The organism is Haloarcula sp. CBA1131 (assembly GCF_008728975.1).
GTDB classification, from domain to species: domain Archaea; phylum Halobacteriota; class Halobacteria; order Halobacteriales; family Haloarculaceae; genus Haloarcula; species Haloarcula hispanica.
In genome coordinates, this window is the sequence record NZ_RPCY01000002.1 from 1 (window position 1) to 12,753 (window position 12,753).

The window sequence follows — 12,753 nt, forward strand, 5'->3', positions numbered from 1 at the left end:
ATGGTGTCACGGGTTCTGGCTAGTGCTGTTAATCATCCCGACAGTATCAATCCGTATATCGGCCTTTTCAACCATCGAATTATCCGCTCATTGCAGGACAGTGGACTGTCCGTGGACGCAGTTGCGCCGCGGCCTTTTGCACCGCCTGTTGGCCCGAAATCGGAGTACAACATGTTGCCATCTGTCGAGGAGTGGGACGGATACGACGTGCACCACCCCCGGTTCTGGTACCTCCTCCCAAAGCGACTGTTCTACGGCCTCTCGGGCGATTCGTTCGCAAAGCGAGTCTCGGAATACGTTGATGAAACGTTTGAGGAGCCCGACCTCGTTCAGGCGTGTCACATCTACCTTGACGGGTACGGGTTACTGCCGTACTGTCGTAACCACGATGTTCCGCTGTTTGTCGTTTCACACGGTCATTTCATGAACAACTACGAAGACCTCGCTCGGGGTGTCCGGTCACGGGTCGACGAAACGCTCACGGCGTGCTCAAAAGTGCTGTGTGTGAGTGATGCACTCGCTGATACCGCTCGCTCCCACGTCTCTTCAGAGAAAGTCGAGACCGTCCCTATCGGCGCAACCCCTGAGCGCTATCCCACTGACCAGGAGTCACAGCTCCGCAGGGAACTGGGCATCGATGCTGACGCCACCGTGGCACTGTTCGTCGGCGAGTTCTGCGAACGAAAGGGTATCCCGGAGGTAACGACTGTCCTCCCGGAACTGTCGCTTCCTGATACCGAGTTTGTCTTCATCGGCCACGGTGGGGCACAGCGCTCGGAACTTCAAGCGGCGCTGGCAGAGAGTGATTTCAGTGGCCGCCACGTCTATACGGGCATCACATCGCTGGCGCTTCGCCGGTGGCTGACCGTCGCTGACCTGTTAGTGTTACCCAGTCGCGCAGAAGGCCGACCGACAGTTATCTACGAGGCAATGGCGGCTGAAACCGCCGTGTTAGGGACGGATATCGGTGGTGTTTCCGAGCAAGTCGTCGACGGAGAGACCGGCGTACTCATCCAGCCTCGCGATGCGACCGCGCTTGCCGATGCACTGGAGTCGCTTACCACCGATTCTGACCGGTTAGCAGAACTGGGGTCGAACGGCCACCAGCGACTCGTCAATCAGGGCTGGACCTGGGACGGGTACGCTACCCGCGTTCGGGAACTGTACGCGGAGTTCGAAGGCAAGGGCCTGCAGACATAAGAGCGACCCAGACGACCATACTGGAAACTCGGACGCGAAGAGCGAAACGAATTACAGAGGTGTGAACACCGGACGGTGTCAGTCCTCGATAGATGTGAGTGGCTGAAACACGGTCCCCACCTGAACCCCCGTTGCCTCGTCTCCGTCACGGGTTACGTCTACCGTATCAATATCGTCCGTGCTCAAGAGAAATCCAAACGAAACGTCCGAGCCATCCGTCCGAAGGGTTATGCCCGTCCGTGGCATCGAGCGTCCAAACTCGGGATAGTACGGACGCTGGTCGCGGGTAATTCGGTCTGTATCCAGCGGGTAAATATGTGCGATTCCGGTCTCTGAACCGCCCTCTAGGGAACTGACGACCAGATGCTGCTGACCGTCGGACGGTGTCGACCGGACAGTGACGGCCGGGTCTAGGTGCAATCGACTCCGTATCGGAGCGGATTTTTCGGCCGAGACAGTGTCCCAGACGAGCCACCACGTGTCAGATCCGTAGATGTGCCGGCGGTGACTGTACTGTGGCTGTGACGAGGACTCGGTTCGATAGTGGCCATCAAAGCACGTCAGACCATCGCGGTGCTCGTACGCGACTTCCGGTTCGATTCGACGGCCGAACAAGTAGCTTCCCCCAGTCTGAATGGGCTCTACGTCGTCGTATTGAACCGTATTATGCGCTTCGACACTCCGTGAGTACTGGCGCTCCGTCGTTGGCAGGTACTCGAATACTCCCGTGTCCGTGAGGATCCGCTGCCCGTCGGCCCACCAGAGGACAGCGAAGTGGTCGTTGTGCGAATGGGCGGGGAGATGCGGCGGGCCGATTGCACCACCGTCGACGAGGAGGCGGCTCCGACCGGTTCCGAGCCAGTAGTACCCCGATGCAGTGGGCGCGTTCTGCGCGGATGTGGTCTCATCGGTCGGTTCAATGCCCACTGCACGGGCATACGCGAGACAGCTCTGCAGAGGCAAGGCAAGACCGAACACCGAGTCGTTCAGGAGTGGTAGGCGTCCGTCGGGTGGCTCCATGTCACGGAGGAACCGAACGCCCGCAGTCGCGACCCGCTGAACCTCCGGAGGGATTTCCCGACCGACTCGTTTCAGGAGGTCGATGACAGTCAGATACCGCGTCACCGTCACAGCGTGGTACATCGGACTGCGCTCGAAGTGGCCGCCGTCCGCACGGAACTGTTCGGCCGTTTCGACGAGCACATCTAGCCCCTGTTTGACCCACTGCTGGCCGGACTCGGGGAAAAAAAGACCGGCCATGACCAGCGCCGCACCGTTCTCGATGAGGTGGTTCCCGCCGATATCGTGTTCGACGTGATTCGAGAGGAACGCGGCGTTTTTGTAAACGAGCTTTCGGAGCCGTGCCGAGTGAGGCGGTTCAAGCACGTCCTCAGCCCAGGCATAGAATCTGACCAGATTGAGGATCCGAAGCGAAACCGCGTGGGGCGTCCACGAGCGACGCAAATACGCCGGCTGACCGATCCGGTTTGACCCCGATCTGTCCCAATCACGAAGCCATTGTTCGAGGGTTTCTTCGACTGCGGTGCAGTCAGTTGGCGACTGATACCCCAACACTGGCCACATGAGGAACGCGAATCCATGAAACTGGAGCCCCCACAGCGTCGACGGTTCGGGCACACCAGCCCCCACCCAGTCGACGCCGGACGCGGACTCGACTGTCACTGTCCGATTTCTGAACGTCACTTCGCCGGCAGCGATGCCCTGTGACAACTCGCGGAAATCGGTTTGTCCTGACGAGGGTAATGCGTCACGGAGCAAAGCAGTGTTTCTCGCAACGGGATCGGGTGCGCCGGACAGTGATGCCGGAACCGACCCCTCGTAGCGAGCGTCGAAATCGACTGGAACCGCTGGCACGATGAGATGACGGAGCTTTCGCTCCGCTATCCCGGCCAGTTGCCGGGGCTGCATGTTTCGTGCAGTGTGATACAGCAACGGCACTCGGTCGCGGTCCAACAGCGCGGTGAGCGTCGTATCACTCATTCCGTGGTCCGGCGTCGGTTGTCGTTCCGTGGTCAAGCGCGATGTCCGTTCGGTTCGATTCTCCAGCTGGAGCCGTCGACGTACCGTCCATAAGCTGACGTATCTGGTCATCGAAACGGACGGCGATATGGCTCCGGTCGTAGGTCGGACTGACGTAGTCTTGCCCGGATTGCCCCCGTTCGCGGCGCTTGGCTTCTGAGGCGAGTAAGCTGTCAAACGCAGTTGCGATACCGCCGGGATCAGGCGTAGTGTGAATACCACCGCCGGACTGCTCGATGAACCGTTCGAGCTCACCCTGTCCAGTCGTAACGACTGGTAGTCCAGCGCCCATGTACTCGTACACCTTCGTCGGCATGGCGTAGTCGAGTTCCGAGTCGTCGAGTAGCGGCGCGATACCGATGGCGGCGTCGTCGAGTGCTGCTGGAACCGCTTCGTGAGGTATCGGGCCGGTGAACTCAACGGCGTCTTCGACGCCTGCCTCCGTGACGACCTCCCGCAGGTGCGGGACTGCGTCGCCGCTGCCGATCAAATAGAGTTCCGCATCGTTGTCGAGCCGCCCCATCGCTCGGATACACTCATCGAGCGCCTGTGCGTGGCCGATATTACCGACGTAGACGATAGCCGGGTCGTCGCTGTCCACCACCGAATCGCCCGATTTGGTCGAAGCGAAGCGGTCCATGTCGACGCCGTTTGGAACCAACAGGAGCTTTTCAGACAGCGCGGCACCGTACTGCTCACAGAGATGGTCGCCTAATGTCTCCGTCGTCACTGCTATCGCATCCGACGTATGGAGGACCTGTCGCTGGAAATACCGGCTGCCGTGCTCTATGATCCCATCTTCGGGAATGAATCCCAGCGACACTGACGCATCGATCCAGAGATCGCGGACATCTACCACCCAGAGGGAGTTCGTAAGCACCGTGACAAAACCCGCAAGCCCGGTCGAAATCGGCGGCGTCGTCGTCATAACGACATCGTACCGTCGCCGAGTTATCAAGAGCCACAGGAACGCATGGAGTGCAAAGGTGACATAGTAGGCGAGCCTAGACACGATTCCCGGGTTCGGTTCGGTCGGTTGCCAGGCCCAGAGCCGGCGCACTGTCACGTCCTGTTGTCGAATCTCTTTCGACCGGTACCAGTCCCGGTCGAACGAACCGTGTGGGAAACACGGCGGTGGTGCAACCACCTCAACGTCCCATCCCCGGGAATCGAGGTTGGTCGCCATGTTCTGGATCCGTGAAGCATGGCCGCTCTTGTCGGGGGGATACTGCTGGGAAATAATTCCGATCTGCCGTGTTCTCTCTGACATCTGGACTACCTCCGAGAAAGCGTCTCGACGGTGATTTGGACGGCTCGATGCGTCACATTACCATCAGCTCTCTCTCCTCGGGAATCCCTCTGGCCGGGAGTTCGCTTTGGCGTTTGATGGCGGAAAAATCGTTGCAGACGGCACCGGCCGGGACGATACGTAAACATCTGTCAGTATCCTCTCAATGAACTGAATTTGTTAGTTACGGCCTACAGTTCGAGACGACGGTCAGCACAGATTTCATCCACTCCCTAAATATCATCCATTCAGCCTGCCGATGTATTTAGAGTCGCTAACCAAGGTATTGGATATACAAGTGTGTCAAAAATGCCGGAACTATCTATCATCATCCCTACGCTGGACCCCAACATAGAGTTCAGTTGGGAAGAGAAGTTGGTGGACGCCGCTGTCGAGGGCGAGATCCTCGTCTGTACCGAAGGCAGTGCTGCAGCAGCGAGAAACAAGGGGATCCGTGAGGCGAACGGGGAGAAACTAGTCTTTCTCGACGACGACTCAGTCCCGAAAGGCGAGTACTTCGACCGCGTTTCCGAGCTGTTGGACGAATATCCGGCTGTTACCGGTCGTATCCACGACACCGGATCCCCATACACACGCGGCCTGTCTGGCCAATACGATCAGGGAGATAATGGACACGTTACTGACACAGTCGTCGGCTGTAATATGGCGATTCGCCGCGATGTGCTGGAAGATGTCGGTGGGTTTGACGAACGTCTCCCGTACGGGCATGAAGAGGTTGAACTGATAGATCGTGTTTTCGAATCCTACACCGTGTGGTACTCGCCCGATCTGCTGGTCGAACACCCGTTCGCCGAATCCATTCCGGACTATTTAGAAAAACAATACCGGCACGGTAAAGAGTCCATTCCGTACTACAAGATCAGAGGCGAAAACGTTCCGAGGCGGATTATGAGATTCATACTGATACCGACATATTATCTCGACTCAACCGTGTCGAAATCGATTATCAGCACCGTCGGACAGGTCGTGAGCAATATCGGGATGCTCCACGGTTACCTGACGTATGAACTGGCGAGTTCGGACCACCTGACTACAGCGGAGACCGATTAGATCGGGGACGTGCGACCGGAACCAACCACGATAGAGACGACAGTGGGACCGTCTCAACTGAACAGTCGCTTCAGCCGAGCGACGAGGCTCTTCGAGCGGTCACCGCCGCGGCGGCGCTGCTGGTCGGACCCCGTCTCCGTGGACTCGGTCCCGTCGGAGTCGACTTCGGTGTCCGGCACGTCGCCGTCGGCGGCCTCGATGGCGTCAGCGATCATCCCTTCGGCGTCGTTAACGGCGTCTTTAACAGTGCCTTTGATCAGCGGAATATTGCTGAACCGGTCCTGGCTGACCGATGTGTCCGAGGCGATGATGGCGGCGTCGGCGGACTCGATGTCCGCTTCGGAGAGCTCGTTTTCAGCCCCCATCGCGCCCTGGACTTCCACTTTGATTTCGTGGCCCAGTTCTTCGGCTGTCTGTTCGAGGTTCTCGGCTGCCATCTGACTGTGTGCGATCCCAGTCGGGCAGGAGGTGACTGCGACGAGTTTCATAGTTCTAGTGTGTCGTGAACTTCGCTGCGCGTTGCGGCGAGTCGGGCGCGGTCTGCGCGCTCGCTCGCGGCACTGTGCTCGGTTTCGCTGACGGCCGTCTTGACTTCCGGAATCGTCACGGCGCTCATGCTGAGTTCGTCCAGGCCGAGGCCGACGAGCAGTTCCGTCAGGTCCGGGTCGCCGGCCATCTCGCCGCACATCCCGACCCAGGCGTCCTCGTCGTGGGCCGACTTGACTGTTTGACGAATTGCGCGGAGGACGCCCGGATGCGTGGGGTCGTGCAGGTCGCCGACGCGCTCGTTCTCGCGGTCGGCGGCCATGACGTACTGCGTGAGGTCGTTCGTCCCGATGGAGAGGAAATCGACGCGTGCGGCGAGTTCCTCGGCCATGAACACGGCGCTTGGCGTCTCGATCATCACGCCGACTTCGGGGTCAGCGACCTCGGTTTCACGGCCTTCGAGGTCGGCCGCCGCTGCGTCCAGCGCATCGAGTGCCCCGTCGAGTTCCTCGACGGTGGCGACCAGCGGGAACATGATGGCGAGGTCTCCAGCCCCGTCCGCAGCGGCGCGCAGCAGCGCACGGAGCTGTGTGGCGAACAGATCCGAGTCGGGGTCGAGCGAGCGCCGGATGCCGCGCTCCCCGAGGAAGGGGTTTTCCTCCGCCGGCAGGTCGAGGTAGGGGATTCGCTTGTCGCCGCCGATGTCCAGCGTCCGGACGACGACGCGGCCGTCCGGAAACGTGTCGAGCACCTCGCGGACGGCCTCGTACTGCTCGTCTTCGGACGGCGGCGTCTCCCGGTCGAGGAAGAGGAACTCAGTGCGGTAGAGGCCAACGCCGTCGGCACCCCGTTGTGCTGCGGGGTCCAGTTCCGCTGGCTGTCCGATGTTCGCCGCGACCTCGATGTGTTTCCCGTCGGTGGTTTCGACGGACTCGTCGACGATAGCTGCCCCAGACCCGCTCGCTGCGGCCTCTCGCTCGTCGTCGTCGGGACCGACCAACAGCGTCCCGTCGTCGCCGTCGACCACGACTTCTGTCCCTCCCTCGACGGATTCGAGCGTCTCGCCGATACCGACGACCGCCGGCAGGGCCAGCGAACGGGCGAAAATCGCCGCATGGGATGTTCGGCCGCCGGTGACCGTGGCGAATCCGGCGACGCGTTCCGGGTCGAGCTGTGCCGTGTCGCTGGGGGTCAGCCGCTCGGCGAGGACGACGCTTCCCTCTGGTAGGTCACCGAGATCGACCCGCTCCCCGTCCGTCAGCAGCCGGAGGAGTCGGTCACGAACGTCGCGAAGGTCGTCCGCGCGCTCGGCCATTCGGCCGTCCATCCCCTCGAACTGCTCGATGTGTTCGCCGAACGCGGCGTCGACGGCGTTCGGTGCAGGGAGCCCGTTGCCGACCATCGTCTCGACGGCGTCCTCGATAGTCGGGTCTTCGAGGAACTGGATGTGCGCGTCGAACACCGCGGCCTCGTCTTCGCCGACGCGTTCGGCAGTCGCCTCGCGCTCGGACTCCAGTTCGGTGCGGGCGGTGTCGACGGCGTCGGCGAACCGCTCGATTTCAGTCTCGGGATCGACTTCCACGCCGTCCGGGTCCAGGAGCGAGATGTCTCGGCCGTACCAGACAACCGACCCGACGCCGGAGCGCGGCGTCGCACCGGTACCGTGAAGCGTGCGTTCAGCCATCGTCAGTGTCCAGTTCCGCCTCTGGCGTTGTCAGTATCCGCTCCAGTTCGTCGAGCACTGCTTCTGCATCCGGCCCGTCGGCGACCAGTTTGATGTCGTCGTCCTGTCCGACGCCGAGGCTGGTGACTGCGATCATACTCGCCGCCTGAACCAAGTCACCGTCCGGACGACCGGCCGAGACCTCGGCCTCGTGGTCGTTGACCGCCTGGACGAACGCCGACGCCGGCCGAGCGTGCAGGCCAGCCTCCGGAACAATCGTCACAGTGCGCACGACCGTCATGCGATTGCCTCCCGGAGTGCGTCCTGAACGGTCGTCTCGTCCTCTGCCTCGTGGAGTCGGTCCCGAACGTCGTCATGCATCAGGGCCCGCGAGAGGGAACTGAGAATGTTGAGGTGCTCCTCGCCGCCGGCCTCCGGGACGAGAATCATGAAGATGAGCGTCGCCGGCTCGCCGTCCATCGAGCCGAAGTCGACGCCTTCTTCGGAGTGAGCAAATGCCAGTGACGGGCGGTTCACAGCGTCAGTCTTCGCGTGTGGAATCCCGATCCCCATGCCGACGCCCGTAGTGGTCTCCGATTCGCGTTCCAGCAGCGCGTCGAGTGCGCGGTCGCGGTCCTCGACCTTGCCGCCGTCGACTAGTAGGTCGAGCAAGAACTCGATACACGCTTCCTTTTCGGCTGGTGGCTCGGACAGCGAAATGTGGCTGGCCGGAATCAGTTCTTCGATGTCGTCCGCTGCGATTGCGTCTGTCATTGTAGTCTCCGTAGTTAGTCGTCCGTCGGTTGCGTGGTGCTCGTCTCCGCCCCGGCGTCGATACGGTCTTCGAAGTCCGGTTTGATCACCGTCGCGACGACGGCCGTCACGAGTGAGCCCAGAAGGATGCTGCCCAGGAATGCGAGTGGCTGGTTCGAAAGCAGGACCACGAAGATACCGCCGTGGGGTGCGGGCATCGTGACGCCGAGGGCCATCGAGGTCGCGCCGCCGACAGCGCTACCGGCCACAATAGCCGGGATGACGCGCAGCGGGTCCGCGGCTGCGTACGGAATCGCGCCCTCGGTGATGAACGACAGGCCGAGCACGACACCGCTTTTTCCGTTCTCGTACATCTCGGCCGCGTACTTGTGCGGTGCAATAAAGTTTGAGAGCGCGAGGCCGATCGGCGGAACCATCCCGCCGATCATCACCGCGGCCATCGGTGCGTAGATCTCCTCCGTGATGAGCCCAGTCGCGAACACGTAAGCGACCTTGTTAACGGGACCACCCATGTCGAAGGCCATCATCCCGCCGAGGATGAGGCCGACGACGATAGCCTGGCCGCCCTGCATCGACTGCAGGAAAGAGGTCAGGGCTTCGTTGGCGAGTGCGACAGGGACGCCCAGCACGAACAGCATGATGGGCGTTAGAACCGCCATTGTCGCGACAGGGATCAGCAGTACCGGCATCATCGGCTGGATGAACTCGGGGACGTCGAGGTTCTTGAAGAAACGCGCGACGTACCCGGCCAGCAGCCCAGCGACGATTGCGCCGAGATAGCCGGCACCGGCTTCGCCGCCGGAGATACCGATTACTGTCGCCGCTTCGGCGACGACGTTCCCTTGCTGGAGAATGTATGCCAGCAGGAATCCCGGGGCGAGTCCCGGACGGTCGGCGATGGCATACGCGATGTATCCGCCGAGAATCGGAACCATAATCGTCAGCCCGGCGGTACCGACCTGTGCTAGGAACCAGCCTGCCGAGCCGGTGTTCTCGAACACTGTCTGTGTGTCCCCTATCGCGTACGCGACGGCGAGGAAGATACCCCCGATAGTCACGAAGGGGATCATGAACGATACGCCCGTCATCAGGTCCTCCTTGACGGAGGTTACGTGGGCGCGAAGCGCACTCTCGGCCCGGTCTTGATCTGTCATGGTCAACGACACCGACAGCTACGCCCATTGTGTAATATAAAGGTACACGTTTGAGAGTGTTATTTACCGAAATTGTTTGCTATCTGGATTTAGGCGATTGTTTCTGCACGGAACTAGATCCGCGAATCCGTTGGAATAACAGACATATGCTTGTTAGCCGCAGGCAACTACTGGGATAGAAATCGGAATGTGTGGTGCCACACGCGCCATAGTGCTTATATCCGTCACTCGCACACACCGAAATATGGGTTCACTCTCGGTATCTGGGGAGGTGGCTACGTTCACCGTCGAAAAAATCGGGGGGATCGACGAGACGACAGTCGAGGTCCCACCAGGGGTGACTGTGCTCCGAGGCCGGAACGCGACTAATCGGACATCGTTTCTACAGGCGGTGATGTCCGCTCACGGGAGCGAGTGGGCGAGCATCAAAGGTGACGCCGACCAGGGGCACGTCGAACTCTCACTGGGGGAGGAGACGTACACCCAAACACTGACCAGAACGGACAACGGGGTTACCGGGTCGGGCCTCGGCCTGCTCACTGACCTGACGGTTGCGGATCTGTTCGCGTTCCTGCTCGAAGACAACGAGGCCAGACGAGCCGTCGAGCGGGGTGAGGACCTTCGCGAGATCATTATGCGGCCCGTCGACGTGGCGTCGATCCACCGACAGATACGTGCGGCCGAACAGCGCAAGGAAGAGATCGATGCGGAACTCGATCGTATCGCGTCGCTCAAGCGTGACCTCCCGGATCTCGAACGGCAACAGGCAACTCTGCGCGACGAGATCACTGAGACCAGAGACAAACTCCAGCGCGTGGAGGACCGAATCGACGAGCGGGACGTGGATTTCCAGACGACCCAGGAAAACAGGGACGAACTCGAAACGGCCCTCGATGAACTCCAGGCGACTCGATCCGAACTGAAACGTGTGCGAAACGATATCCAGTCAGAACAGGAGAGTATCGCGGCACTGCGCGACGAGCGAGGGAGCCTCGCGGTCGAACGATCCGGGCTTCCGGAATCGCCGGACGAGCGACTCGAAGCGCTCGAATCGGACATCGACCGGCTTCGAGAGCGCAAACGAGAGCTCTCAGAGTACACCACCCGACTGCAGAACGTCGTCGGGTTCAACGAGGAACTGCTGTCCGGCGAGCACCGGGAGATAACCGACGCTATCGACGCAAAGCCAGAAAGTGTGGGTGACATCACGGACCAGCTGTATAAGGGGTCAAAGACGACCTGCTGGACCTGTGGCTCGCGAGTGAAACCGGACCGTATCGAGTCGACGCTCCAGAGTATGCGTGACCACCTTCAGGAGACGGTCACGGAGATCGACGATATCGACGATGAACTCGACGAACTGACCGACCGACGTGACGAAATTGCGGAGACGCGCACGCGAGCGCGAGAACTCACCGCCACGATTGAGGAGGTCGACGCCGAAATCGAGCGCCGGCAGACGACTGTTGTCGACCTCCGAGAGCGACGCAACAACCTCTCCGCCCGCGTCGAGGAACTCGAGGAGCGGGTCACCTCGCTCCGAACCGAAGAGTTCGACGAAGTGCTCGAACTCCATACGAAAGCGAACGAACTGGAGCTGGAACTGGACCGGCTCGAATCCGAACGAGACGAGGTACGCGAGGAGATCGCCGACATCGAGTCGGACATCCGCCGAAACGACGAACTGGCTGCCCAACGGGAAGACGTGGTTGACGAGCTGATCGACCTCCGGTCACGTATCGACCGCCTCGAAGCCGAGGCGACCGACCAGTTCAACGAGAAGATGGACGACCTGCTCGATATTCTCGGCTACGGCAACATCGAACGGATCTGGCTCGAACGGACCGACACGCCCGATGACCCGGTCCATAACAGCGACGACAGCGTCACTGGATCGACGTTCACGCTCCACGTCGTCAGGAGTACCGACGGTGGAACTGTCTACGAAGACACTGTCGGCCATCTGAGCGAGAGTGAGCGGGAAGTGACCGGGCTCGTGTTCGCACTCGCCGGCTACCTCGTCCACGACGTGTACGAGGACGTCCCGTTCATGCTGCTTGACTCACTGGAAGCCATCGATGCGGAGCGCATCGCCTCGCTCGTCGAGTACTTCGCGGAGTACCCCACCTATCTCGTCGTCGCGTTGCTCCCCGAGGACGCGCAGGCGCTTCCGGATAGTTACAACCGGATTACGGATATCTGATCCTGTTGTGGTCCCCCCAAAGACCGAATCTACTGAGCGCTCACTCACAGTCACAGCCGCCGCGGTCGAGAAGGTCACTGATGCCGTAGCGTGTCCCGCAGTCCTGACAGCGAATATCGATGCTCACGAACACTCGGTACTCGCCGACAGTGAGTTTGTCAGCGGTGTTCAGTCGGTCGACCGTGTCCCGGACGATTGTCTCGACGCGGCTGCGGAGGCGGTCTATTGTCCCGCGTTCCTGCTCGACCTGTTCAGTTTCGGATTCAGGCTCGTAGCTCACATCACGAACCTCTGTGAGATAGTACCGAATCGCCTGATACGTGACGAACTGGCTTTCCAGCGTATCGACGTCGATACCTGCCCGTTCGAGTCGGTTCCGCGCTTCGATCCGTTTGCCCGCACTGACGTCGTCGTCCGTCAGGAGTCGATAGAAGTTCGCCGGTTCGCCGTCGATGACGTCCATGCCCGAATTGCGGATTGCAGCCACAAGCAGCGCTTGATTGAACCGATCAGCGAGGTCACGGAGACTCTGCCGTTCCCTATTCTTCCCGAGCCACGCGTGCTCCAGTTCCGTTCCCATCGACGTCAGTCCATACGTTTCGATCAACTGTGCGACTTTCGACTGCGCTGACCCCATTATCGCCAGAACGCGTCGATCCGGTTTAGCCGTTTTGTTGCGATATCTGCGTCTCTCCACCACTTAGCAGCCATACTTCTTGGTTCCAGAAGACATCACTCACAGGGATGTATTTGACCGCGGATGTGTATAATATAAGCCAATAGAGCCGAATATAGTTACATAAGGCCTGAATTCGCAGATATACAAGTACCGAATACGATAGAAAGTCGCTCCTCGATCTATTCTTCGGGATGT

11 protein-coding genes are annotated in these 12,753 nt (G+C 60.4%); 3 read left to right on the forward strand and 8 right to left on the reverse strand.

Features of this window, described 5'->3' with window-relative positions; all coding sequences use genetic code 11:
- Positions 1-1,200: a glycosyltransferase family 4 protein gene (locus Har1131_RS15415; protein WP_014031159.1), complete on the forward strand. Its 1,200-nt coding sequence runs from the start codon at positions 1-3 to the stop codon at positions 1,198-1,200.
- Positions 1,201-1,278: 78 nt separating this feature from the next.
- Here the strand turns inward: Har1131_RS15415 and Har1131_RS15420 are convergent, their stop codons facing one another.
- The gene (locus tag Har1131_RS15420; RefSeq protein ID WP_225308135.1) at positions 1,279-3,201 is read right to left on the reverse strand and encodes an alginate lyase family protein; all 1,923 of its coding nucleotides are present in this window, start codon (positions 3,199-3,201) and stop codon (positions 1,279-1,281) included.
- Positions 3,194-4,510: a glycosyltransferase family 4 protein gene (locus Har1131_RS15425; RefSeq protein WP_146417784.1), complete on the reverse strand. Its 1,317-nt coding sequence runs from the start codon at positions 4,508-4,510 to the stop codon at positions 3,194-3,196. The genes Har1131_RS15420 and Har1131_RS15425 overlap by 8 nt, the downstream gene beginning before the upstream one ends.
- Before the next feature lie 327 nt (positions 4,511-4,837).
- On the opposite strand from Har1131_RS15425, the gene Har1131_RS15430 reads away from it, so the two are divergent.
- Positions 4,838-5,599 carry a glycosyltransferase family 2 protein gene (locus Har1131_RS15430; RefSeq protein ID WP_014031162.1) on the forward strand — a complete coding sequence of 254 codons (762 nt, stop codon included), beginning with the start codon at positions 4,838-4,840 and terminating at the stop codon, positions 5,597-5,599.
- A 53-nt stretch (positions 5,600-5,652) separates the two neighbouring features.
- Here Har1131_RS15430 and Har1131_RS15435 read toward each other — a convergent pair whose 3' ends face one another.
- The 5 genes from Har1131_RS15435 to Har1131_RS15455 are packed head-to-tail and all read right to left on the reverse strand — an operon-like array spanning position 5,653 to position 9,676.
- Positions 5,653-6,087 carry a PTS fructose transporter subunit IIB gene (locus Har1131_RS15435; protein ID WP_014031163.1) on the reverse strand — a complete coding sequence of 145 codons (435 nt, stop codon included), beginning with the start codon at positions 6,085-6,087 and terminating at the stop codon, positions 5,653-5,655.
- On the reverse strand, positions 6,084-7,769 hold the full coding sequence (gene ptsP / locus Har1131_RS15440) for a phosphoenolpyruvate--protein phosphotransferase (RefSeq protein ID WP_151147326.1): 1,686 nt from the start codon (positions 7,767-7,769) through the stop codon (positions 6,084-6,086). Before ptsP ends, Har1131_RS15435 begins: the two co-directional genes overlap by 4 nt.
- Positions 7,762-8,049: an HPr family phosphocarrier protein gene (locus tag Har1131_RS15445; RefSeq protein WP_050006938.1), complete on the reverse strand. Its 288-nt coding sequence runs from the start codon at positions 8,047-8,049 to the stop codon at positions 7,762-7,764. Before Har1131_RS15445 ends, ptsP begins: the two co-directional genes overlap by 8 nt.
- Positions 8,046-8,522, reverse strand: coding sequence for a PTS sugar transporter subunit IIA (locus Har1131_RS15450; RefSeq protein WP_014031165.1), 477 nt, complete (start codon positions 8,520-8,522; stop codon positions 8,046-8,048). Before Har1131_RS15450 ends, Har1131_RS15445 begins: the two co-directional genes overlap by 4 nt.
- A 14-nt stretch (positions 8,523-8,536) precedes the next feature.
- Positions 8,537-9,676 carry a PTS fructose transporter subunit IIC gene (locus Har1131_RS15455; protein WP_014031166.1) on the reverse strand — a complete coding sequence of 380 codons (1,140 nt, stop codon included), beginning with the start codon at positions 9,674-9,676 and terminating at the stop codon, positions 8,537-8,539.
- A 244-nt stretch (positions 9,677-9,920) separates the two neighbouring features.
- Between Har1131_RS15455 and Har1131_RS15460 the strand changes: the two genes are divergently transcribed.
- On the forward strand, positions 9,921-11,879 hold the full coding sequence (locus Har1131_RS15460; protein ID WP_050038316.1) for an archaea-specific SMC-related protein: 1,959 nt from the start codon (positions 9,921-9,923) through the stop codon (positions 11,877-11,879).
- 40 nt (positions 11,880-11,919) lie between these two features.
- On the opposite strand, the gene rdfA is transcribed toward Har1131_RS15460, so the two are convergent.
- Positions 11,920-12,516: a rod-determining factor RdfA gene (gene rdfA / locus Har1131_RS15465; RefSeq protein ID WP_014031168.1), complete on the reverse strand. Its 597-nt coding sequence runs from the start codon at positions 12,514-12,516 to the stop codon at positions 11,920-11,922.
- Positions 12,517-12,753 lie beyond the last annotated feature (237 nt).

What these genes read in the sequence shown, in the direction of transcription:
- Har1131_RS15415 (WP_014031159.1), top strand. Translation starts at nt 1, where the DNA reads ATGGTGTCACGGGTTCTGGCTAGTGCTGTTAATCATCCCGACAGTATC.
- Har1131_RS15420 (WP_225308135.1), bottom strand. Translation starts at nt 3,201, where the DNA reads ATGAGTGATACGACGCTCACCGCGCTGTTGGACCGCGACCGAGTGCCG.
- Har1131_RS15425 (WP_146417784.1), bottom strand. Translation starts at nt 4,510, where the DNA reads ATGTCAGAGAGAACACGGCAGATCGGAATTATTTCCCAGCAGTATCCC.
- Har1131_RS15430 (WP_014031162.1), top strand. Translation starts at nt 4,838, where the DNA reads ATGCCGGAACTATCTATCATCATCCCTACGCTGGACCCCAACATAGAG.
- Har1131_RS15435 (WP_014031163.1), bottom strand. Translation starts at nt 6,087, where the DNA reads ATGAAACTCGTCGCAGTCACCTCCTGCCCGACTGGGATCGCACACAGT.
- ptsP (WP_151147326.1), bottom strand. Translation starts at nt 7,769, where the DNA reads ATGGCTGAACGCACGCTTCACGGTACCGGTGCGACGCCGCGCTCCGGC.
- Har1131_RS15445 (WP_050006938.1), bottom strand. Translation starts at nt 8,049, where the DNA reads ATGACGGTCGTGCGCACTGTGACGATTGTTCCGGAGGCTGGCCTGCAC.
- Har1131_RS15450 (WP_014031165.1), bottom strand. Translation starts at nt 8,522, where the DNA reads ATGACAGACGCAATCGCAGCGGACGACATCGAAGAACTGATTCCGGCC.
- Har1131_RS15455 (WP_014031166.1), bottom strand. Translation starts at nt 9,676, where the DNA reads ATGACAGATCAAGACCGGGCCGAGAGTGCGCTTCGCGCCCACGTAACC.
- Har1131_RS15460 (WP_050038316.1), top strand. Translation starts at nt 9,921, where the DNA reads ATGGGTTCACTCTCGGTATCTGGGGAGGTGGCTACGTTCACCGTCGAA.
- rdfA (WP_014031168.1), bottom strand. Translation starts at nt 12,516, where the DNA reads ATGGGGTCAGCGCAGTCGAAAGTCGCACAGTTGATCGAAACGTATGGA.